This is a genomic window from Salinivibrio sp. HTSP, from assembly GCF_003390965.1.
Lineage (GTDB): Bacteria > Pseudomonadota > Gammaproteobacteria > Enterobacterales > Vibrionaceae > Salinivibrio > Salinivibrio kushneri.
In genome coordinates this window covers 1-20,467 of the sequence record NZ_PXUD01000018.1, presented here as the reverse complement: position 1 = coordinate 20,467, position 20,467 = coordinate 1, and the positions used below count along the sequence as shown (strand labels likewise).

Below are 20,467 nucleotides of genomic sequence, written 5' to 3'. Positions count from 1 at the left end.
AAACACGGTTAACGAGGACGCTTTATGAGCACCCAAACCTGCCACTGCGCCGAGCACATTGCGGCCGCCTATGTTGAACATCACCAACACACTGGAGAGGGCGAAATCTATCAAACCTCTTTGATGAGTGCCTTGATTGATGGCGTTTACGAAGGAGAAACCACCATGGCCGATCTCCTTAAACATGGCGACTTCGGCCTCGGCACATTCAACCAACTCGACGGTGAACTCATCGCCTTTGATAAAACCCTATTCCAACTGCGCAGTGATGGCTCGGCGCGTCATGCCGATCCAGAGCAAAAGACTCCCTTTGCGGTCATGACCTTCTTCAAGTCAGAGATCAGCCAGTCTTTTGATCATCCCATGTCGCGCCAAGAGCTGCACGATGTCATCGATAGCTGGGTGCCAAGCGACAATATTTTTTGTGCGGTTCGTATCGATGGGGCCTTTGAACATGTGCGCACCCGTACTGTGCCCAAACAAACTCCGCCGTACAAACCCATGCTTGAGGCTATCGCCGCCCAGCCAGAGTTTCGCTTTGATCATGTCAATGGCGTGATTGCGGGCTTTCGCAGCCCACAGTATACCCAAGGGATCAACGTCGCTGGCTATCACGAGCATTTTATCACTGACACACGCCAAGGCGGGGGGCATGTTCAAGACTACGAATTGGCCTGTGGCACCTTGCAAATTGGTCGAGTCTCAAAATTGGTCATTGATCTACCAACGAATGCCAGCTTCCTCGGCGCGAACTTAACCCCGGACAACATACACGCCGCTATCGAACAAGCAGAAAAATAATATCACCTCCCATAGGGAGCTAACCTCACGAGGAGCCCAAGATGACAAAAACAACACAGTGGGACACAGGCGCACAACTGGTCGCAAATCACCTAGAACGCCAAGGCGTCGATTATATCTTTGGTATTCCCGGGGCAAAAATTGATCGCCTCTTTGATGCGATTGAAGATACCAATATTAAAATGATCCCGGTCCGCCATGAGGCGAATGGCGCCTTTATGGCCGGTGTTATTGGCCGCTTAACCGGTAAAGCGGGCGTTACCATGGCAACATCCGGTCCGGGCTGCACGAACCTAGTGACTGGCGTGGCGACCGCCAATTCTGAAGGCGATCCTGTGGTTGCTTTAGGAGGGGCGGTGAAACGGGCCGATCAACAAAAACAAACCCACCAAAGCCTAGATACCGTCAGCATTTTCAATTCGGTGACCAAGTACAGTGCTGAAGTACAAGCAGCTTCAGCCACCTCTGAAATTCTTGCCAACGCTTTTCGTGCGGCAGAAAGCGGTCGCCCAGGCGCTGCCTTTGTCAGTCTACCGATGGATATTCTCAACCAACCCGTGGAGAGTGGCGTACTCGCCCCCTCATTTCCTGCCCCGCTAGGCGTGGCCGATACACGCTCTATCCGCGAAGCGGCAAACAAAATCAAAGGGGCGCGTAATCCAGTATTTTTACTCGGTTTGCAAGCCAGCCGCCCCGAAAATGCGGCAGCCATTCGCGCCCTACTCAATCGTACCCAGCTTCCGGTCATAGGGACCTACCAGGCCGCTGGCACCGTCGACATCACCTACTATCAGCGCTTTGCGGGTCGGGTCGGATTATTTAATAATCAACCGGGCGATCTTTTGTTAGCGAACGCTGATCTGATCGTCACCATTGGTTTTGGCCCGATTGAGTATGACCCAGAGCTTTGGAACACCCAACATACCGATATTGTCCATATTGATGTGGCCCCTGCAGAAATTGAGCACTATTACCGCCCCAGTGTCGAGCTTGTTGGCCAAATTGAGCCAACCCTTAATGCGCTTACCGAGCAGCTCGACCATCAGTGGTTAATGCCCGCCTCGACGGTCGATCTGCTGGAAGAAGTCGCCCACCAGCGCCAAGCCATTCGAGCATACAGTCGTTCACACCAAGATTTCGCCATGCATCCACTGCATTTGATCAAGGCAATGCAGGATGTGATCACGCCAGATACCACCTTGTGCCTAGACATGGGCAGCTTCCATATCTGGATCGCCCGTTACCTCAACTGTTTCCGTTCCCGTCAATTGTTGGTCTCGAACGGTCAACAAACCATGGGCGTCGCCCTTCCTTGGGGGATTGGTGCGAGCTTGCTCAACCCCGATCGCAAAGTGGTGTCCGTGTCCGGAGACGGTGGATTTATGCAATCAAGCATGGAGCTTGAAACCGCAGTCCGCCTTAAATGCAACTTGCTACACATCATTTGGGTCGACAACGCCTACAACATGGTGGAGATGCAAGAAGTCAAAAAATATCAGCGCTTTTCTGGTGTGAAATTTGGCCCGATTGACTTTAAAGCCTACGCCGAGTCCTTTGGTGCTAAAGGCTTTGCGGTGACACGACAAGAAGATTTAGTCACTCAACTGAAACAAGCCATGGATACCCAAGGCCCAGCTGTTATCGCCATTCCCGTGGACTACAGCGACAACTTTAAGCTAATGGCCCCACGCGAGGCCGGCAGCATGGATCCGGTATTCGCCTGATCAAACAGACATAAAGGAGAACACAATGAAAGGTATTAACCAAAAAGTCGCATTGATTACCGGTGCCGCCAACGGTATTGGCGCCGCGATTACCGACCGCCTTTATCAAGAAGGCGCCAAAGTGGCCATTGCGGACTGGAACCAAGCGGCATTAAATGACACAGCTGCAAAATACGATGCTGATCGCGTCTTGAAGCTCTCTGTCGATGTGTCAGATCCAAAAGCGGTAGAAGCCATGATTCAAGAAGTGGTGTCTCACTTTGGTCAGTTAGATATGCTGATCAATAACGCTGGGGTGCATACACCTGGCTCGGTGATTGACGGCACATTGGACGACTGGGAAAAAGTATCAGGTGTCGATATTGATGGTGTGGTTTTTTGCGCTAAATACGCCATGCCTGAGTTAATAAAAACCAAAGGCTCGATGGTAAATACGGCGTCAGTATCAGGCCTGGGCGGTGATTGGGGCGCGGCTTTTTACTGTGCTGCAAAAGGCGCGGTTGCGAATCTAACACGTGCCATGGCACTCGATCACGGCCTTCAAGGGGTGCGTATTAATGCCGTTTGCCCGAGCTTAGTCAAAACCAATATGACTAATGGCTGGCCTGAATCGGTGCGGGAAAAGTTCAATGAACGTATCGCACTAGGTCGTCCAGCAGAGCCTGAAGAGGTTGCTTCTGCGGTAGCATTTCTTGTCAGTGACGATGCGTCATTTATTTCCGGTGTTAATCTCCCCGTCGACGGGGGTGCCACCGCCTCGGATGGTCAACCTAAAATCGTCTAATAAACCGTCAAGCGTCCCAATGCGTCCGTGTTATCGGGCGCTTTTTTGTGAAACGCTATAAGACGCGATGTAATCAGACGCGATGTAATCAGACGCACTGCCAGTCCACGCGCTGCGAACACGCGCGAACCGTTACGCAAGGTGAAAATCAATCACAAACAACGGCGGGCGTTCTGGGTAGATTTGCAAAATCAGCGCCTTCAACTCGGAAAGTGACATCCCCTCTTGTTCAGCATGGCGAGCATTAATGTCCTCGAACGCTAGTGGAGCAACGCTGTCGATCACAATGTCACACACATAATTATCGGTTTCTAGCTGATGCACCGCGACACGCGAACCAGGTTGATAGTGACTTTCGGACTCATCGCGAATGGTGATGGTTTTAACACCAGCGGCCACCATGGGCGTTAAGGTGGAGAAGAAGGTGATTTTGGTCGGGGCAGTCATGTTGTTTGCTTCCAAACTGTGTTGGTCAAGGGGGCGATACGATTTAAAAAGCCCGCGAGCACCTGCACGCGGGCTTTACATGCCTTGCGACGTTACGCCATCATCGGCACCAATACAAGGGTGCCAATAATCACAGTAATTAACCCGCAAAGCACCGGCACCGAGGTGCGTTTAACCACCTCAAACGGGCTGAGTTTTGCCATCCCTGAGGTCGCTACAATCACGCCTGATACCGGCGAAACCGTGCGGCCTAAGTTAGAGGCTTGCAACATGGGGATAATCAAAAAGGCTGGGTTAAGTCCCATCTTCGCGGCTAACGATGGCGCGAGTTCGACAAACGCATAGAAAGGCGCATTGCCCGATCCAGTCGCAATCGCAGCCGCTACAGTGAGCAGGGTTAGCAACAACATCAGCGCGATACCGCCTGCGCCCGCACTTTCCGCCAGGCCCAATAGGTTGTCAATCGCACCAATCGACATCAAGCCTTGGGCAAACACCCCGGCAGCCACCAACAGCATCACCACGCCTTTAAAGGCATCCGCCATACCTTCGTAGCAGGCGTCGAGATCTTCTAGTGTTCTTCTACCATCAAATTTCTTGGTCGCAAAGTCCACCAATGCCCCCAAAAATATTGACAGCACCACAATGGTGTAGATATCGAGATAGAGACCTGGAATAGTTTCACCGTTAAACAAAAACACCCCAATAATGGGTAAAAACGGCAACACCGCATAATAAGCAGGCGCATGCGTTTCTATCTCAGAAACATCCACACGCTCCATCGGCGTGTTTTCTTTGTTATCCAGATATTTATTCCAAAAGTAAGCCGCGGCGGCCATCACGATGATCGCGCAAATAGAGACCGGCAATACGGTTTCGACCGCAAACACGTGAAGCGGTAGGCCTGCTTTTTCCGCTGCAATCACCACATCGCCCGACGTGGGTGACAAGATAATCGCAGCGGGAGATGCACAAACCGCGGTGGCAGCAGGACGAGAAATGCCCATCGCGGTCATCATCGGGAACAAGGTCGCCATCAGAAGGACCCCCAATCCAGTGGCAGAGCTGACCGCCAGCGACATCAAACAGGCCACGATGTAAGCCGCCACCAGCAGCACATAGGGTGACTTGATCACCGAGAGCGGCTTAGAAAACTGTTTCACCACGACGTTGTTGGCACCAATGTGCGACATATAGGCCGCAAAGCCGCACAACAACATAATTTGCATCCCGAGACCACCACCCCGGTATTGCAGCATGTATTTCACGTATTCAAGCGAGTCGGTAAACAGGTTGCCCGTCGACGTCAATTTAGCCGGCAGGACACTGTGCCCAATTAGCCCTGTGATAATCAGTAATAAAATCCCTGCGGTTAGCAAGGTACTTGCAGGACGATAACCTTTGACAATGAAGTAACCCACGGCCACTGTTACAACTAGCCCAATGAGCAGCTCTAGCATAATTCACTCCGCCAGATGGTAAAAATAAAAGAATGGGATGGAATTTACTCAGCTCACTGTACTAAACCCCTGCCTGTAGCACGACACAAACCAAGCCCGAGCTTGATTTAAGACAAATAAAAAGCCGCCTCTCAATAAAAGGCGGCTTGGCGATCACAGTTTATCTTGATTCGGTTATCGACTAGTGGTGAAGATCAAAGCGGTCAGCATTCATCACCTTCACCCACGCTGCAACAAAATCGTGCACAAACTTGGTTTGGTTATCATCTTGCGCGTAGAACTCAGCGTAAGCGCGCAATATAGAGTTTGAGCCAAACACGAGATCGACGCGACTTGCCGTCCACTTCACCGCGCCAGAATCGCGTGCAATGATTTCATAGCGGTTGCGGCCGACGGGTTTCCATTGATACGCCATGTCTGTTAGGTTGACAAAAAAGTCATGACTTAGCTGACCCACTCGGTCAGTCAGCACACCTTCCGGCGCACCGCCATAATTGGTACCCAGTACGCGCATTCCTCCCAGTAGCACCGTCATTTCAGGGGCCGTGAGTCCCATCAATTGGGCACGATCGAGCAGTAACTCTTCAGGCTGAACGGTGTAGTCTTTTTTCAGCCAGTTGCGGAATCCATCTGCAACCGGTTCTAACACCTCAAACGAAGCAATATCGGTTTGCTCCATGGTCGCATCACCGCGGCCAGGTGCGAAGGGGACGTCGACGGGGACGCCAGCCGCTTTTGCCGCTTCTTCGATGCCTTGGTTGCCTGCTAGCACGATGGTATCGGCCAGACTAACCTGATGCTTCTGGGCAATATTACTCAGCACGTTAATCACCTTCGCTAGACGCTCCGGTTCGTTCCCGAGCCAATCTTTTTGCGGTGCTAGGCGAATCCGCGCGCCGTTCGCCCCACCCCGCTTATCGGATTGGCGATAAGTCCGTGCGCTATCCCATGCGGTGGTCACTTTCTCTGCCAGCGTCAGGTCACTGTTGGCAATATCTGCTTTTACCGCCGCGACGTCATAATCGGCACGCCCTGCCGGCACAGGATCTTGCCAAATCAAATCCTCACTCGGCACATCTGGGCCGATATAGCGCGATTTGGGTCCCATATCGCGGTGCGTGAGTTTAAACCAAGCTTTAGCAAAGGCATCCGCTAACTGCTCGGGATTTTGATAGAAACGCTCCGCAATTTTGCGATAAGTCGGATCCATTTTGAGTGCCATGTCGGCATCCGTCATCATCGGATTACGACGACTGGTGGGGTCTTCCACATCGACAGGTTTATCTTCTTCTTTGATGTCGATAGGCTCCCACTGCCAGGCACCCGCAGGGCTTTTCTTCAATTCCCACTCGTAGTTAAACAGGAGATAAAAGTAGCCGTTATCCCATTGCGTGGGATGGGTAGTCCAAGCCCCTTCAATGCCACTGGTGACCGTATCACGTCCAATGCCGCGCGCTTGGTGGTTGTTCCAGCCTAAGCCTTGCTCATCAACGTCGGCCGCTTCAGGCTCAGGTCCTAATACGCTCGCATCGCCATTACCGTGACATTTACCCACGGTATGGCCACCGGCAGTTAGCGCGACAGTTTCTTCATCGTTCATCGCCATCCGCTCGAAGGTGACACGCATATCTTGCGCGGTTTTAAGCGGATCGGGATGACCATCTACCCCTTCTGGGTTGACATAAATCAGCCCCATCATCACCGCCGCCAATGGGTTTTCCAGATCGCGCTCGCCAGAGTAGCGACTGTTCTCAGCATCACTTGGGGCCAACCATTCTTTTTCTGCGCCCCAGTAGGTATCTTTCTCAGGGTGCCAAATATCCTCGCGGCCAAATGCGAACCCATAGGTTTTTAAGCCCATCGATTCATAAGCCATCGTCCCCGCAAGTAACATTAAATCGGCCCAGCTAATTTTGTTGCCGTATTTTTTCTTAATCGGCCATAGAAGACGACGAGCCTTATCAAGGTTGGCGTTGTCCGGCCATGAGTTCAAAGGCGCAAAACGCTGGTTTCCTGTCGCACCGCCACCGCGGCCGTCGGCAATACGATAGCTCCCCGCGGAGTGCCACGCCATGCGGATCATCAAACCGCCATAATGTCCCCAGTCGGCAGGCCACCATGACTGACTGTCGGTAAGTAGCGACTTAACGTCATTTTTAAGTGCGTCAATATCGAGTGTTTTTAGAGCTGACGGATAATCAAAATCGTTATCAAACGGTGTTGATTTTGTGTCGTGCTGGTGAAGAATGTCGAGGTTAAGTGCATTGGGCCACCAGGTTTTGTGTGCCATCTCTTCCGATGTTGCGCCACCATGCATCACGGGGCATTGACCGCCCGACGTTGAGCGTTGCTGAGACATTGCTTTCTCCTTATGTTTTATCCATCAGTGCGAACGCTAAAACACCAGACTAGGCCGCACTGACGCTATCATTAGTTATTGCTAACTAAACATGAGTAAAGTTAATAGACAGTCACGCAAAGCGCTAATCTGTTATGCCAATAATGTTAATAGCCAATAACTTATGAGCGACGCGCTAACTCACATTCACCATGCCCATTCGCGATTTTGAAGCACAACACGATAACCATCGAGATCTTCAAAGGTACGCCCGTCTTTATCCCAGTAGCTATTGTAGCTCGGCACAGGTTTAAACCCAGCGGCTTCAATTTGTTGACAGGCCGCCTGCCATGCGGCGTGATCCGGCAAATAAAAAACCAGTAAATTCTCTTGTGAGGGCGCTGGACCGACATGCGTGCCGCGATGATGGGTAAATTCAAGATGATAGTTGTGGTGTGGGTGACCAATAATGGCACCATCAAAATCATTATGGCCAGAAAACGTCGCCAATAGCTCAAACCCCAGCCCATCACAATACATGTTGGTAATATCGGCTAAATTGTCAGTGGGTCGTGCCACCCGCATCACGGTATTTTTATCAATCATTGTGCTGGCTCCTCCGGCTCGCAATTCAATCTTTGCATCATGGTGATAGAGTCTGGGGTAAACCCCAGCGCTTGATAAAACGCCTGTGCATCCTGATTAAACGTCATCACTTCTAGTTTTATCACAGTGGCATGATTGTCTTTCGCCCATTGGGTGCACGCAGCCATTAACGCTTTGCCCGCCCCGGTTCCACGCGCATCACGATCAACCACGATGGTATTCACATGACACATGGGATCGTCGACCAGATGAGGAATATGTTCAAACGACTCCAGCCTTGCCGACAAAAAGCCAATCACTTTGTTTTGATGCTCGGCCACCCAGAAATACTTATCCTCTTCTTGCAGTGCTTGCTGCAAAAACGCCCGACCGCTTGGGCCAGGCGTTGCAAACAAATGCGGCGCATGTTGATGGTGCATGTCACCAATTTGTACATTCAGGGCGAAGATGGCATCCAAGTCCTCAACCGAGGCACGTCTCACTTGCATCCTTGTGTTCCTTTTCAAGTGTTGGGGTGTTCTGGCTCTCAACCGCCTGATGCAATTGTTTAGTCAAACTACAACATTAGATAATGGCCGATAAATCAGACTGATGCAGTGACTCTACCCACACCCTTGAAAGGAAACGTCAACTACTCGATGATTTGTGTCATGCCTGCCAAGTGGTGCCAATAGCCGTTGCAATCGTGGTTGAGCGGTTGCGGGTTATTGCCTGCTTGGTTAACACGGAATTTGTCTACCCATTGCAAGGTGTCAAGCGACAGTGGGCTTAACCGCACCACGTCCACCAGCCCTTGCATCGACGGTAAATCGTTAACGAGATTGGAGCATTGCCCGGACTGGGTTTGAATGCCGTTCAGCACAAATACCGCTTGACCCTCTTGGGATTCCGTTAACCGTCCATTGGGGTAGTTGAGGCAGCACAGCTCGCAGTCATCTTTGGCACGGTTTTCTGAGCGCGCGGTAAAACAGCGTGCCGAGTAAGCCAACGGTAAGTAGCCATAACCAGTGACCTCTACCTCAAACTGGTCGCGAATACCCAGTGCATCGCAGCCGTTTAACATATTCACCAACCAGTCGCGCGACAGCTCCACCGGCATCACCCAGCGCGTCATGCCCAGGTCGACAAATTGTTTTAATGTTTGCGGGTTATAGCAATTGATGGCGGCCCCCACCACAAAGGGCTGCCGACGCTCACTTAAAAACTGCACTGCGCTCACGTCATTCGCTTCAATGCGAATATCATCATTGTCACAGTAGCGTTTCAGCATGGTCAGCTCTGAGGGCGCTTCAATCAGCGCCATGGTCGAAAGCACCACTTGTTTACCAGACTCAGCCAGCTCACGCGCGAGCCCGATCCAGTCTTTGGTTTTCAGCTCTCGCCGCTTGGCACAGACGGTTTCACCGAGATAAATCACATCGGCTTGGCTGTCTGCCGCCGCTTGATAAAAGGCTTCAACCTCAGCCTTAGGCCAGTAATACAGGATTGGCCCGAGAGAAAATTGCATCATAATTCCTTATTGCCACTTGCGATGGTAAGCACCCAAACTGGTTTGCACCCCTTCAGAAAGGCTATCGAGCGAATGCGCCCAATCCGGTGCAATATCAAACGCCTCGGGGTTTGCGACACAGCGATCAATCGCTTGACGCCATACCCGAGCAACTTGCTCCACATACGCAGGGCTGCGCTGACGACCTTCGATTTTGACCGATTTGATCCCGGCGCGATAAAGCTCAGGCAGGACACTTAAGGTGTTCAAACTGGTGGGCTCTTCCAGTGCGTGATAGCGGTTGCCGTCAACACAGAAACGACCTTTGCAGAGGGTGGGATACCCCGCTTTTTCATCGGCTTGGTACCGATCAATCAAGACGCCGTTTAAGCGCGACTCCAGCCCTTGATCGGTATCTTGCCAACGCACGAATGCCGCCGGTGAGCATGCGCCCACGGTATTGGGAGATTGGCCGGTAAGATAAGACGATAAATAGCAGCGCCCTTCGGCCATAATGCACAGGCTGCCGAAGGCAAATACCTCTAAATCGACATCGGTATCGCGTGCCAGTTGTTTAACTTGATGAGTAGATAGCACTCGCGGCAATACCACCCGTTTAACGCCATATTGCTGCTGATAGAAACGGATCGCCCCAGCGTTAGTGGCGGATGCTTGAACAGAAAGGTGTATATCCAAATCGGGATAGGTGTTGGCGGCGTAGTCTAAGCAAGCCATGTCAGCGAGGATCAGCGCATCAGCGCCATTTCCGGCGGCGCTATCAATCGCATATTGCCAACGGCGCCAACCATCGGGATGAGCAAAGGTGTTAATGGCAACGTGCAAGTCTTTACCGTGGTCATGCACATACTGACTGGCACGCTGCAATTTGCTGTCGGTGAAGTTCAGCCCCGCAAAATGGCGCGCATTGGTATCGTCTTTTAAGCCAACATACACCGCATCGGCGCCATGTTCGATCGCTTTTTTAACCGCCGGAATATTGCCCGCCGGACAAAGGAGCTCCATAACATTGCATTCCATTTTATGATTGTCCGGCTAAGATAAGGGCGTTGCCAATGTGGGGGGTTGATGTGTATCAAGCTCACTTCTCCGTGAGGATAAAAATCGCGATAAATGACGCTGTTGGCACAAAAACTCCTCTTATTTTTGACTCGGATCCAATGGCGGAGCATTCAATCTCGCTACTCTAGTGGCATTCAACCATTGGCACCAAAGGAAAGCCAAATGCTCGTTAACCCAATCACCCAACAACCCCCTGCCCTGCCACTGCCTCAGCCCAACCTGATTACACCAGGCCTAAAAGCCATCACTCAGTTACCACATGGGCTGCAAGCTCAGGTGCTGACCAAAGTCATGAATACCGCTTTTGTGGTGCCTCTAGCAGAGGACGAGTTCGACTTTCTTGCTGGCCGTACCATTCGCATTGGATTGCGCGATCTCAACGCCAATTGGTTCGTGTCACTGAACGAAGACAACCAATTATTGGTCCGCTTGTCTGGGGAAGAAGACGCCAGTATCGAGGGAGATTGGTTAGCGTTTTTAAAAATGGCGACTCACTATTGCGATCCAGATACGCTGTTTTTCCAGCGCCAACTCAGTATCAGTGGTGATACCGAACTCGGGCTGCATGTGAAAAACCTGCTTGATAGCCTCGAAATCGATACCCTACCCAAGCCGCTGGCACGCTCACTGACGTTAAGCCATCACTACCTCACTAAACTCGCGTTGTAGTTGTCATGCTTTTCAAGTATCTGACCCATCAATGGGCGCTTGAATATCATGCTGCCAGCAGCTTGCTAAGTGATCGATAAAGTGGCGTACGACAGGCTGTTGATAACTACGCGATAAATAGACCGCCCACAGTGCACTGGGCGGTAAGCGATAATCGGTCAGCAAAGGTATTAACTCCCCCTGCTCCACATAGGGATTGGCTAAATCACATGGCACACGGACAATCCCTTTTCCCATTCGCGCCGCATTGACCAAGGTGCCTAAGTCGTTGGCGTGAATCGGCCCACTCACTCTTACCTCTTCTCGGCGATTGTCTTTAATAAACTGCCAATGATCACCGCTGACATGAATTAAGCACGGGTGATCACTGAGATCGCTCGGGTGATTAGGCTGCGACGCGCTGGCTATATATGCCGGTGATGCACACACTATAGAATCGATGGCCATGAGTTTGCGGGCAATTAAATGTTCATCCGGCTGAGGTGTAAAGCGCAGCGCAATATCGACCCGCTCATCCACTAAGGGCGTAAATTGGTCGGAGGCAATCACTTCAATCACGACCTCTGGATGCGCATCGGTAAATTGCGTTACTGGCGCAACAAGGATCCCTTGCGCTAACCCGATTGGCGCAGCGACTCGAATACGACCGGTTAAGGCGCCGTGTAATCGTCCAGTCGTCAACGTTAACGCCGCCGCTTCGTCCAAAATACGCTGGCAATGACCATAGGCTTGCTCACCGGCATACGTTAAGCTGACTTTACGCGTTGTCCGATGTAACAGACGCTGTGCAAGCCATTGCTCGACCTCTTGCACATGCCTTGAAACCTGCAAACGCGTTAGCCCAAGTTGTTCGGCCGCCCGCGTAAAGCTTTTGCAATTGGCCACTTCTACAAAACTACGTATTGCCGTAAGCCTATCCATATTGTCTCTTTAATTGATACAAGCTGTATCTATTATGATTATTTATTCAATAAATGAAAACCAATAAGCTACATCCATCCAAGCAATCACAGCATGAGGAAGACAATATGAAAATCGCAATTATTGGTGCAACAGGTTGGATCGGTAGCCAAATCGTCGAAGAAGCGCGTCATCGTGGGCATGAGGTTATCGCTCTTGTCCGTCAGCCAGAAAAAGTGACCCGCGACGATGTCGAGGTGCGTCAATTCGACTTGCTGAATAACCATCACTCTGTACAACAGGCCGTTGCTGACGCTGATGCAGTCATTGCCGCCGTGGGCGGGCGCGCTGCAGGCAACCATGAGATGGTGGCAAACAGCGCCAAGCGCTTAATTGACGAGTTACCCGCCGCTAACGTCAACCGTTTACTCTGGGTCGGCGGTGCTGGCTCACTAGAAGTTGCACCGAGAGTCGAGCTGGTCAGCCTGCCCGACTTCCCTGACGCTTATAAAGCAGAAGCGCTCGCTCAAGGCGACGCTTTGAAGGTATTCCGTGAACACGCCCATACCCTAGATTGGACGTTCGTCAGCCCTGCCGCAGAGATTTTCCCGGGCGACAAAATAGGCCGCTATCGCGTTGGCGCGGATACCTTGCTTACCGATGACCATGGTGACAGCAAAATCAGCGTTGCTGACTATGCTATCGCGATGATCGACGAACTGGAAAGTGGCACCCACCGTCGCCAACGTATCGGTGTGGCTTACTGATCCAAGCTCATTGCCCAGCGTGCTCACCCGCTAACCAAGGTTGCGTGAGTGAGACCGTCTGGGCATCAAAGTCAATACAGGCTTGGGCCCCCAAAGGGGTGGTTAACATCGGATGCGTATGGCAACTGTCAAAACCATCAACCACAGCGAGCGGCTGGCCATCGAGTATTTCTTCAAGAACGTCATAGGTTGAACGTCCCGTTCCTTTGTCATCAAACAGCTCGTGTTTACCAAGTAACACCGCATCTACCGTATCAAATACTCCGGCCAGTTTTAGGTGTGCGAGTGAGCGCTCAATCGTGGCAATATCCAACAAAGAGTCCTCAATCAGCAGAATATCGCCTGTTTCAATCGCTGGCATATAAGGCGTTCCCCAGATCCCATTCAGCGTATTGAGATTGCCACCGATAATTCGGCCATTTACCTGACCTTTACCCATAAATTGCCATGCATTCTCATAGGTCGGTTTTGCCTCTTTCTGTTCGCCCCAATCAATCATGACATCCGTCCATTGAGCAGGCATCTTGTAGGTCATCGGCAGCGTCACATTCTCAGTTGTTAGCGCTCGAAACGCGTCAAAAGTTTCATCAACCAATGGCGGGAACTCCCCTAAAGACGCCACTAAGGCTGGTCCATAAAACGTGATTAATCCCGTTTTGGCATAGATACCGAGCAATAAGGCAGTGAGGTCCGAATAACCCACAATGATCTTAGGATCATCAGCCAAAGCGGCATAATCGATATAGGGAAGCAAAGCATTGCTGTTCATTCCACCAATCGTCGACATGATGCAGCGCACATTCGGATCACGGATCAGCTGGTTGAGCTCTTCCGCACGCGCCTTGATCGAGCCTGAGCGATAGTGATCCGATTGCCCTGTCAATGCCCCCGCCTTCAGATCAAAGCCTTGTGCTTTGACATAGTCCATCGCGCGTTCAAATCGTTGGGGCGCAAATACGGTGGCAGGAGATGATGGCGAGAAAAAGCCAATCGTCTCGCCTTTTTTAAGAGATGGTGGCAGTAACATATTGTCGTCCTTGATATTTTACCTCTCACCATTAAATCATCTGGACGAGACACTCACAATACTCCGCCGATTAATCGCTGTGTGGCGTACTGATAGTCTGACATTTTTTTGGATACCACTGTTGCAACTGCCAAGCGGTGGCAACGCTGACGATACCGCCCCCAACGACCACAAAATCGTACGCCATTCGCTACGCCTTTCGTCACCCGTTAATCGGTCACGTCCAGAAAATAATACTGGCTAACGTCGCAAATAAAACCAAAAGATTCAAAAAGATGATGAGCGGCATGGTTGCTTTGATGGGTTTGTAGCAATAAGCAAGCGGCTTGGCGGGCACGAGCCTCCTTGTGAGCGTGCGAGATTAACGCCCGCGCGACACCTTGTCGCCGTGAATCCGGCTGCACGTACAAATCGTTAATAATTAAGCCACGGCGCGCCCTCGCCAATGAATACAAAGGCGTTAGGTGGACAAATCCCACCATGGAGGATTGGTAAGAAGCGGTCAATATACACGTATCTTGCTCGCGCAACCGTTGCTCAGTAAACGCCCTTGTTTGGCTGAGCGGCGGACGAATCGCGAGCCAGCGCTGGTACTGGTCAAATAACACCATGAGGGCTTCTAGATCATTTAACTCCGCTTTTACTATATGCAACATTCTCTCTCTACTACAGCGCCATGGTTACTTTTCAGTGTAAGCGCCGTCGCGACGTTCTGCTGTCAACACCTCAACAGACGAGCATAAAGGACCAAATGTATACCGTCACACTACGTTGAAATCGCTCACAGTATCTAGGTTGATATGAAAGCCAATCAAAAAAGTTATAGTGCATAACATGAAATAAATAAGGCGGCTAAACGCCGCCTCAGCATCTATCGACCCCTGCACGGGTATAGGATCGTTTGGGTAGGTCCGTATTGCGTCATGTTCCGATTACGCCATTGAGCGGGTGCGATACCACTTTACTGTAACAGGCGCGAGCTCTTTTAACGCGTTACGCACCATGACAAATGGCACTTTGATGAAGTAGAACGACATCAATACCATCATCATAGGATCTGCATAAACCGCATAATCCGACCAAGGTGAATGCGCCACTAACCAAGCACCTAGAAAGCCCAAGGTGACCGCCAGACTTAATAAGGTGTCCATTTGCCACTGGCGCGATTCCGCCTCTACTAACTGGCTTTGCCCTGCTTGGTTTTTACGTGCAATCATCCACCATCCGTAGCCACAACCCACAACGTTGACAATACCAAATAGCACCGCCAATGACGGGTTAACCGCACGTCCGCCTTCGACCAAGGAGGAGACCGCTTCATACAGAGAATAACTCACCAACAACATAATCACAGCGCCTTTGATGGCGACAACAAGCGGAGTAAGCAGCGCACGTGTGATCGGCCGTGCGTAACGCGAGTGGATATACCATGACGCTCCCAGTGACAACAAAGTTAACACTAGACTAATCAACGAGTAGATACCGTCGAACATAATCACTAAAGAGCCAGCAATCCATCCAACGGCAAGGCCGGCGATGGCAAACCCAAATGCGAGAAGGGCCGAAAACACTAATACTGACTTTTCATTGATCACGTTTTGAGGAGACATAAAACACCAAAAGTAGAAAACACGCACATATTCTTGGTGCTACTGCGCCGCTTTACAAACACGAACTTGCTGATATTTTCATCACTCTGTAAAGAGTTCAATAAAAGTCATATCATTTCAATTACTTACAAGCAAAAATAACTGTCAATATTTCTGACAGTGAGTGTTCTAAACAAATTTTAGTTATGAGATAGCGCTAAATCGCATTTTGCTTGTATATAACTTTTACGCATACTCAATCTAAATTTAGATTCTTTATGGACTAAGAAGATGAGAAAAGGCGTGTTACTCGCGGCAATTAGCTTGCAGCTTTTCCTCGCGATAACCAGCACAGGATGGTGGCAGTTCGGTGCAGCACTCAGCGCGTTTCTGTTGGTCGCGGTATTACGTTTACCTCAGGACACGCCGCATGAATGAACCTGAGGCAACGATGGAGACTAGGCAGCGAGCAGCAGCCAAGCAAGCGATGTACAGGAGATAATCACCCACAGCGCAACACCAAACAGTAAAGGCTTAGGGCCTGCCGTGCGCAGCTGGGTGACAGAAATACTGCAGCCTATCAAGAACAAGCACACCACTAATACTTGCTTTGAGATGGCGAAAATTACCTCATAGATAGGTTGCGCTTGGACAAAGACATCACTGATACCAATCGCCAGACAATAGAAAACGATAAAGTACGGAATCGTGATTTTTTTAGCGTGGCTGCGAAACATGAGTGCACTGACAAACGCCACAGGCACAATCCATAATGCACGCGCAAGTTTGAGGGTGGTCGCGGTGGTTAGTGCTTGCTCACCATAAGCAGACGCCGCGCCCACCACCGATGACGTATCATGAATCGCGATTGCCGCCCAGGTTCCAAACGTGTGCTGATCTAGCCCCAACGCATGTCCTACCATGGGAAACACAAACAGCGCCAATGAATTCAACACAAACACCGTGCCTAACGCCAGACCAATTTGTTTATCATCCGCGTTGATAGCGGGCGAGACAGCTGCGATTGCACTGCCGCCACAAATCGCAGTGCCTGAGGCAATCAGGTGACCGGTCTTTTTATCCAGCCCCATCAGTTTGGCCAGCAGTGTGCCAAAAACCAACGTGCCTGCAATGGTGGCAATAATCAGCCCTATCCCATCGCCTGTCACGGCGAGCGCCTCTTGCAGTGAGATACCAAACCCTAGACCCACAATCGAATAGGCCAGCAATTTTTTGGTGATTTTGGTGAGGGGAATTGCGCTTGGCACCCAGCCCAAAGAGGTCAACAAAAAGCCTAGCACCAGAGCGATCGGCGAGCTTACCCAAGGGGTTAAACAAGCTAAAACAGCCAATGAAAAAGGAAGATAACGCGTGTATGCGGTCATAATGATGCTCAGTAAAAATCAGTGACGGCATTGTAGCGCTCGGTAGGTGTTCAGAAAATCTTAAACTTTTTAACCTAGGTTAAGGTTTGCTTAACCTATATCGCAACGTCTTGAAAAACCACTTATCAAGCCGCGTACTTAGAAATCAAACAAGTAGTTGGTAATGCTATCACTCAGCCATTGGATTCCAGGGTGCTCGGCCATCCCTGAGGCGGTGAATAGACAATAGTCTTCTTGGGTTAAGCCATAGGTGTGTTTGATCACTGCTAAGCGCTGTTCTCGTAAGTATTGCCGGATCAGCGGCTCAGGCAACACGCCCCAGGCTTCTTCTTGTAAGATGGTATTGAGCATATATTCAAAGCTCGAAAAGCCAATGTAGCGGCGTGAGAAAGGTTGAAGCTCGGGATTGTCTTTTTCATTGAGATAGACCATGACCGCTTGCATGGCATTACGCAATTGATCATCACTGACTCGGCGCAAACGGCTCAACGGGTGGTCACTGTTGCACACCGACATCATGCGAATTTTACCCAGCGGCTGATAGTTGATGCGCGGATCATCAATCCGCTCGTAGTCTACTCCAAAGGCAAAATCGACTTGTTGTGTTTCAACCAAATTGGCCAGATCACCGCTCGACGCTAACACCAGGTTGAAGGACGTCGCCGTAAAGCGCTTGTTTAGCTGGTGCGCCCAGTCCTGCCAAAGTTGATCGGGGATCGCATCATCACGCGCAATCCACACTTCGGCATTAAAGCCCGCGTTCGCTTGCTCGCACGTGCGACGAATGCGGGCCGCGGTGACCGATATACTCTCGAAATCTTTGTAAACGGCTTTGCCGATTTCCGACAGTGTCAGACGGTTACCGGTGCGATAGAACAATTCGGCGTTAAGTGATTGCTCGAGCGCCTTAATCGCCATACTCAATCGTGAACGATTCACATCCAGCTGACGTGCAGCTTCAGACACTGAGCCGGTCTCTGCGACTGCACAAAACGCATCAATTTGGGTTAGATTCATGCCGCCCTCCTCACGCTATCCTACCGGAGCGCGGCAAAGACACAAAGCGCTATTACCGCTTATCAGCGCCCTTGGACGCGCGGCGATTACGCATTCAACCCTTTAAACGCGCTGACTTTTTTGGTGAGCTCTTTCATGCGTAAATCAAACCCACTCACCGCCTGTTCACTTTGCTCAAACACCTCTTGAGTGCGGGTGCCCTGCTGAGCGAGCTCTTCAATGCTCTGATTGATTTCATTCACCGCGCCGCTTTGCGTGTTGGCCCCCTCGGCAATCCGCCCATTATGTTCAAACAGTTGCTGCAAATGGCTATCCAAGGTGCGCATATTTTCTACCGCTTGTTGGTGAGTGTCGAGGCTATGCTGGCTATCCTGACTGACTTGGTTGATTTGCCCAGTCACATTATCTGATGCCGAGCGCAGCTGATTGATAATTTCTTGGATCTCACTGGTCGACTCACCGGTGCGCTGCGACAAGGAGCGCACTTCATCAGCAACCACCGCAAAACCACGACCATGTTCGCCCGCTCGCGCTGCCTCAATCGCCGCGTTTAGTGCGAGTAAATTGGTTTGTTCCGAGATGGTGCTGATCACCTCAAGCACGCGAAGAATATTCTCGATATGGTGATTCAGCTCATCCAAACTGCTCTGACTCGAGGCCATATTTTCGCCCAGTTGCTCAATATGCCGCAGGCTGGTATGCATGCCATTTAACGCTTCTTTAAGCGCCGCATTCCCAGCTTGAGACAACTCGCCAGCGTGATTAGCCGAATCCGTCACCTCGGTGGTGATTTCGGTGATATCTTGGCTCGCGGCAGAGATCGTTTGTAGCGACTGTTGCTGCACCATACCGGCTTGATTCACCTCATGAGCTTGCTGCTTGAGGACACCAAATGCAGACTGTGACTCGTCCACCGTCTGGTTTACTGCTTGCAATGCATCTCGAATACGCGCTAGCAAGCCATTGATTTTATTTGCTAGGCGACCGACTTCTGCTTGATCGTTCACTGCTATCTGGTGGCTCAAGTCGAGTCGACTGGCAATTTCATCGACCTCGGCGGAAAGCTTTTTTATCGGTTGCGTCAAACTACTGATCACCCAATGGGTGACAAGGAGTGCAATAGCAATAAACACTAAGGTCACTAATAAAGACTGAATGAATTGATTCAGAATGGGCTCTGTGATTTGAGCTTTGGGGATTTCAACCACCACGAAACGGTCCAAGTCTGCGAGCCAATAAGACCCCAGCAGAAACGCTTCATCACCGATGGTGACTTCGCTGATCACTGGTTTATCCGTCCCCTTAGTTACCGCTTGGCGAAATGCGCTCGCATTGTCCTTATTCAGTGCCGAATCGGTCGGTGCGACCTGCACACTGCCGTCACGCGCGGCAAGCATGGCTCTTCCCTGCTCACCAATGCGAAATCCCTGTACCAGATTCACTAAGCTACTGACATTAAACCCTACCCCCGCTACAACGTACGGCTGACCCGTCGCAGGATTTTCTGGCACGCTGCGATAATTAATGAAAATCACATATTGATTGCTATTGGGGTCTTTGTTCATATTCAGCTCATAGGGCTGATTCTTGCTCAGAAAATTCGGGTAAAAATCTTTAAACGGATAAGTGGTCATTGAGGCGCTGCGATGCTCGCCATCATAAGTAAAAATATACTTCCCTTGGCTGCTATCGAGCGTTGCAAATGCGTTGTCTGCCCCCAAACGCGTCTTGGCATTCGACAGCGCTTGATGAATTGGCGCGAGATTGGTCAGATCACCGCCATTATCCACCCAATCGATCAGTCCAGTGTGATGGGCAAGAAAGTTAGAGCCGGTGATCGCAGGTTGTAGCTCATTACTAATTTCAAACGCCAGCCCCCTCAGCTGACTGGGTAATATAATATTCTTGAGATCATCGAGTTGCTTGTTTGCCGACAACATCGCTTGTTGCACCATCGCAATCAAAGTGCTGAGCACTAAGATAGTCGAAAGAACAATATAAATTCGCTTTCTGATTGAAAGAGTTTGCCAACGCATACGCCGTCCTTTTTATTATCATTACTAACCAACACATCAATATTAGTCAGCAAATTAGACAAGCATGACGGGATAATGACAAACGACATAATATATGGTGCTTTGGCGAGATCATTGAGTAAAAGGAAGGATAGTATCCAGAAGATCAGCACATTTACCCTAAACTCTATACAAATTCGCCATAATTCAACCCTGTTTAGCACAAGGGAATTGGATTGAAAGGTTTCAAAATATTAAAACAGACACTGAAGAAGCGCGAATAAAAAATGGAAGTAAACAATAGATAGGATAATGAGAGTGCTATGGTGCCCCGGGCCGGACTTGAACCGGCACAGCGCGAACGCCGAG

At 50.5% G+C, this 20,467-nt stretch carries 19 protein-coding genes and 1 pseudogene; 6 read left to right on the top strand and 14 right to left on the bottom strand.

Annotation, left to right across the window (positions count from 1 at the left end):
• The first annotated feature begins 24 nt into the window (after nucleotides 1–24).
• Genes budA through C7A19_RS04210 form a run of 3 tightly spaced genes read left to right on the top strand, consistent with a single transcriptional unit; the run spans nucleotide 25 to nucleotide 3,309 of the window.
• Nucleotides 25–801, top strand: a complete 777-nt coding sequence (budA, locus tag C7A19_RS04220) for an acetolactate decarboxylase (protein ID WP_116644261.1) — start codon at nucleotides 25–27, stop codon at nucleotides 799–801.
• Nucleotides 802–842: 41 nt separating this feature from the next.
• On the top strand, nucleotides 843–2,525 hold the full coding sequence (alsS, locus tag C7A19_RS04215; protein WP_116644260.1) for an acetolactate synthase AlsS: 1,683 nt from the start codon (nucleotides 843–845) through the stop codon (nucleotides 2,523–2,525).
• A 25-nt stretch (nucleotides 2,526–2,550) separates the two neighbouring features.
• Nucleotides 2,551–3,309, top strand: coding sequence for an SDR family NAD(P)-dependent oxidoreductase (locus C7A19_RS04210; protein ID WP_069362573.1), 759 nt, complete (start codon nucleotides 2,551–2,553; stop codon nucleotides 3,307–3,309).
• 132 nt (nucleotides 3,310–3,441) lie between these two features.
• Here the strand turns inward: C7A19_RS04210 and yqfB are convergent, their stop codons facing one another.
• The 7 genes from yqfB to C7A19_RS04175 form a co-directional block, all read right to left on the bottom strand.
• Nucleotides 3,442–3,756, bottom strand: a complete 315-nt coding sequence (gene yqfB / locus C7A19_RS04205; protein ID WP_077522513.1) for a N(4)-acetylcytidine aminohydrolase — start codon at nucleotides 3,754–3,756, stop codon at nucleotides 3,442–3,444.
• Between the two features lie 92 nt (nucleotides 3,757–3,848).
• The gene (gene dcuC / locus C7A19_RS04200) at nucleotides 3,849–5,216 is read right to left on the bottom strand and encodes an anaerobic C4-dicarboxylate transporter DcuC (RefSeq protein WP_077659512.1); all 1,368 of its coding nucleotides are present in this window, start codon (nucleotides 5,214–5,216) and stop codon (nucleotides 3,849–3,851) included.
• A 181-nt stretch (nucleotides 5,217–5,397) separates the two neighbouring features.
• Entirely contained in the window at nucleotides 5,398–7,575 is a 2,178-nt protein-coding gene (gene katG / locus C7A19_RS04195) for a catalase/peroxidase HPI (protein WP_116644259.1), read from the bottom strand.
• Between the two features lie 186 nt (nucleotides 7,576–7,761).
• Complete coding sequence (locus C7A19_RS04190) at nucleotides 7,762–8,160, bottom strand: VOC family protein (RefSeq protein ID WP_116644258.1); 399 nt, start codon at nucleotides 8,158–8,160, stop codon at nucleotides 7,762–7,764.
• Nucleotides 8,157–8,648: a GNAT family N-acetyltransferase gene (locus C7A19_RS04185; RefSeq protein WP_077459170.1), complete on the bottom strand. Its 492-nt coding sequence runs from the start codon at nucleotides 8,646–8,648 to the stop codon at nucleotides 8,157–8,159. The genes C7A19_RS04190 and C7A19_RS04185 overlap by 4 nt, the downstream gene beginning before the upstream one ends.
• 143 nt (nucleotides 8,649–8,791) lie before the next feature.
• The gene (locus tag C7A19_RS04180; RefSeq protein WP_116644257.1) at nucleotides 8,792–9,667 is read right to left on the bottom strand and encodes a U32 family peptidase; all 876 of its coding nucleotides are present in this window, start codon (nucleotides 9,665–9,667) and stop codon (nucleotides 8,792–8,794) included.
• A gap of 9 nt (nucleotides 9,668–9,676) precedes the next feature.
• Nucleotides 9,677–10,672, bottom strand: coding sequence for a peptidase U32 family protein (locus tag C7A19_RS04175; RefSeq protein ID WP_116644256.1), 996 nt, complete (start codon nucleotides 10,670–10,672; stop codon nucleotides 9,677–9,679).
• Between the two features lie 219 nt (nucleotides 10,673–10,891).
• Here C7A19_RS04175 and C7A19_RS04170 point away from each other — a divergent pair, with 219 nt between their 5' ends.
• The gene (locus C7A19_RS04170; protein ID WP_162300238.1) at nucleotides 10,892–11,398 is read left to right on the top strand and encodes an SCP2 sterol-binding domain-containing protein; all 507 of its coding nucleotides are present in this window, start codon (nucleotides 10,892–10,894) and stop codon (nucleotides 11,396–11,398) included.
• A 12-nt stretch (nucleotides 11,399–11,410) separates the two neighbouring features.
• Here C7A19_RS04170 and C7A19_RS04165 read toward each other — a convergent pair whose 3' ends face one another.
• Nucleotides 11,411–12,319 (bottom strand): LysR family transcriptional regulator, encoded by a 909-nt coding sequence (locus C7A19_RS04165; protein WP_116644254.1) that lies wholly within the window; start codon nucleotides 12,317–12,319, stop codon nucleotides 11,411–11,413.
• Nucleotides 12,320–12,426: 107 nt separating this feature from the next.
• Here C7A19_RS04165 and C7A19_RS04160 point away from each other — a divergent pair, with 107 nt between their 5' ends.
• Nucleotides 12,427–13,065: an NAD(P)-dependent oxidoreductase gene (locus C7A19_RS04160; RefSeq protein ID WP_116644285.1), complete on the top strand. Its 639-nt coding sequence runs from the start codon at nucleotides 12,427–12,429 to the stop codon at nucleotides 13,063–13,065.
• Between the two features lie 7 nt (nucleotides 13,066–13,072).
• Here the strand turns inward: C7A19_RS04160 and C7A19_RS04155 are convergent, their stop codons facing one another.
• The 3 genes and pseudogenes from C7A19_RS04155 to C7A19_RS04145 form a co-directional block, all read right to left on the bottom strand.
• A complete protein-coding gene (locus C7A19_RS04155) occupies nucleotides 13,073–14,092 on the bottom strand; it encodes a S66 peptidase family protein (protein WP_116644253.1) in 1,020 nt (339 codons plus the stop codon).
• Between the two features lie 209 nt (nucleotides 14,093–14,301).
• Nucleotides 14,302–14,748, bottom strand: a complete 447-nt coding sequence (locus tag C7A19_RS04150) for a GNAT family N-acetyltransferase (RefSeq protein WP_116644252.1) — start codon at nucleotides 14,746–14,748, stop codon at nucleotides 14,302–14,304.
• 321 nt (nucleotides 14,749–15,069) lie between these two features.
• Nucleotides 15,070–15,702 (bottom strand): annotated as a pseudogene (locus C7A19_RS04145) (cation transporter); the annotation flags it as partial.
• 270 nt (nucleotides 15,703–15,972) lie between these two features.
• Between C7A19_RS04145 and C7A19_RS15525 the strand changes: the two are divergent.
• On the top strand, nucleotides 15,973–16,119 hold the full coding sequence (locus tag C7A19_RS15525) for a hypothetical protein (protein ID WP_155522538.1): 147 nt from the start codon (nucleotides 15,973–15,975) through the stop codon (nucleotides 16,117–16,119).
• A 20-nt stretch (nucleotides 16,120–16,139) separates the two neighbouring features.
• Here C7A19_RS15525 and C7A19_RS04140 read toward each other — a convergent pair whose 3' ends face one another.
• The 3 genes from C7A19_RS04140 to C7A19_RS04130 all read right to left on the bottom strand — a co-directional run bounded on the left by C7A19_RS04140 (nucleotide 16,140) and on the right by C7A19_RS04130 (nucleotide 20,119).
• A complete protein-coding gene (locus C7A19_RS04140; protein ID WP_116644250.1) occupies nucleotides 16,140–17,066 on the bottom strand; it encodes a putative sulfate exporter family transporter in 927 nt (308 codons plus the stop codon).
• Nucleotides 17,067–17,204: 138 nt separating this feature from the next.
• On the bottom strand, nucleotides 17,205–18,083 hold the full coding sequence (locus C7A19_RS04135) for a LysR family transcriptional regulator (protein WP_069362589.1): 879 nt from the start codon (nucleotides 18,081–18,083) through the stop codon (nucleotides 17,205–17,207).
• 86 nt (nucleotides 18,084–18,169) lie between these two features.
• Nucleotides 18,170–20,119, bottom strand: a complete 1,950-nt coding sequence (locus tag C7A19_RS04130; RefSeq protein ID WP_116644249.1) for a methyl-accepting chemotaxis protein — start codon at nucleotides 20,117–20,119, stop codon at nucleotides 18,170–18,172.
• Between the last annotated feature and the right edge of the window lie 348 nt (nucleotides 20,120–20,467).

Bases quoted from the DNA above. Each gene is read 5' to 3' on its own strand.
- budA (WP_116644261.1), top strand. From the start codon at position 25: ATGAGCACCCAAACCTGCCACTGCGCCGAGCACATTGCGGCCGCCTAT.
- alsS (WP_116644260.1), top strand. From the start codon at position 843: ATGACAAAAACAACACAGTGGGACACAGGCGCACAACTGGTCGCAAAT.
- C7A19_RS04210 (WP_069362573.1), top strand. From the start codon at position 2,551: ATGAAAGGTATTAACCAAAAAGTCGCATTGATTACCGGTGCCGCCAAC.
- yqfB (WP_077522513.1), bottom strand. From the start codon at position 3,756: ATGACTGCCCCGACCAAAATCACCTTCTTCTCCACCTTAACGCCCATG.
- dcuC (WP_077659512.1), bottom strand. From the start codon at position 5,216: ATGCTAGAGCTGCTCATTGGGCTAGTTGTAACAGTGGCCGTGGGTTAC.
- katG (WP_116644259.1), bottom strand. From the start codon at position 7,575: ATGTCTCAGCAACGCTCAACGTCGGGCGGTCAATGCCCCGTGATGCAT.
- C7A19_RS04190 (WP_116644258.1), bottom strand. From the start codon at position 8,160: ATGATTGATAAAAATACCGTGATGCGGGTGGCACGACCCACTGACAAT.
- C7A19_RS04185 (WP_077459170.1), bottom strand. From the start codon at position 8,648: ATGCAAGTGAGACGTGCCTCGGTTGAGGACTTGGATGCCATCTTCGCC.
- C7A19_RS04180 (WP_116644257.1), bottom strand. From the start codon at position 9,667: ATGCAATTTTCTCTCGGGCCAATCCTGTATTACTGGCCTAAGGCTGAG.
- C7A19_RS04175 (WP_116644256.1), bottom strand. From the start codon at position 10,672: ATGGAGCTCCTTTGTCCGGCGGGCAATATTCCGGCGGTTAAAAAAGCG.
- C7A19_RS04170 (WP_162300238.1), top strand. From the start codon at position 10,892: ATGCTCGTTAACCCAATCACCCAACAACCCCCTGCCCTGCCACTGCCT.
- C7A19_RS04165 (WP_116644254.1), bottom strand. From the start codon at position 12,319: ATGGATAGGCTTACGGCAATACGTAGTTTTGTAGAAGTGGCCAATTGC.
- C7A19_RS04160 (WP_116644285.1), top strand. From the start codon at position 12,427: ATGAAAATCGCAATTATTGGTGCAACAGGTTGGATCGGTAGCCAAATC.
- C7A19_RS04155 (WP_116644253.1), bottom strand. From the start codon at position 14,092: ATGTTACTGCCACCATCTCTTAAAAAAGGCGAGACGATTGGCTTTTTC.
- C7A19_RS04150 (WP_116644252.1), bottom strand. From the start codon at position 14,748: ATGTTGCATATAGTAAAAGCGGAGTTAAATGATCTAGAAGCCCTCATG.
- C7A19_RS15525 (WP_155522538.1), top strand. From the start codon at position 15,973: ATGAGAAAAGGCGTGTTACTCGCGGCAATTAGCTTGCAGCTTTTCCTC.
- C7A19_RS04140 (WP_116644250.1), bottom strand. From the start codon at position 17,066: ATGACCGCATACACGCGTTATCTTCCTTTTTCATTGGCTGTTTTAGCT.
- C7A19_RS04135 (WP_069362589.1), bottom strand. From the start codon at position 18,083: ATGAATCTAACCCAAATTGATGCGTTTTGTGCAGTCGCAGAGACCGGC.
- C7A19_RS04130 (WP_116644249.1), bottom strand. From the start codon at position 20,119: ATGCGTTGGCAAACTCTTTCAATCAGAAAGCGAATTTATATTGTTCTT.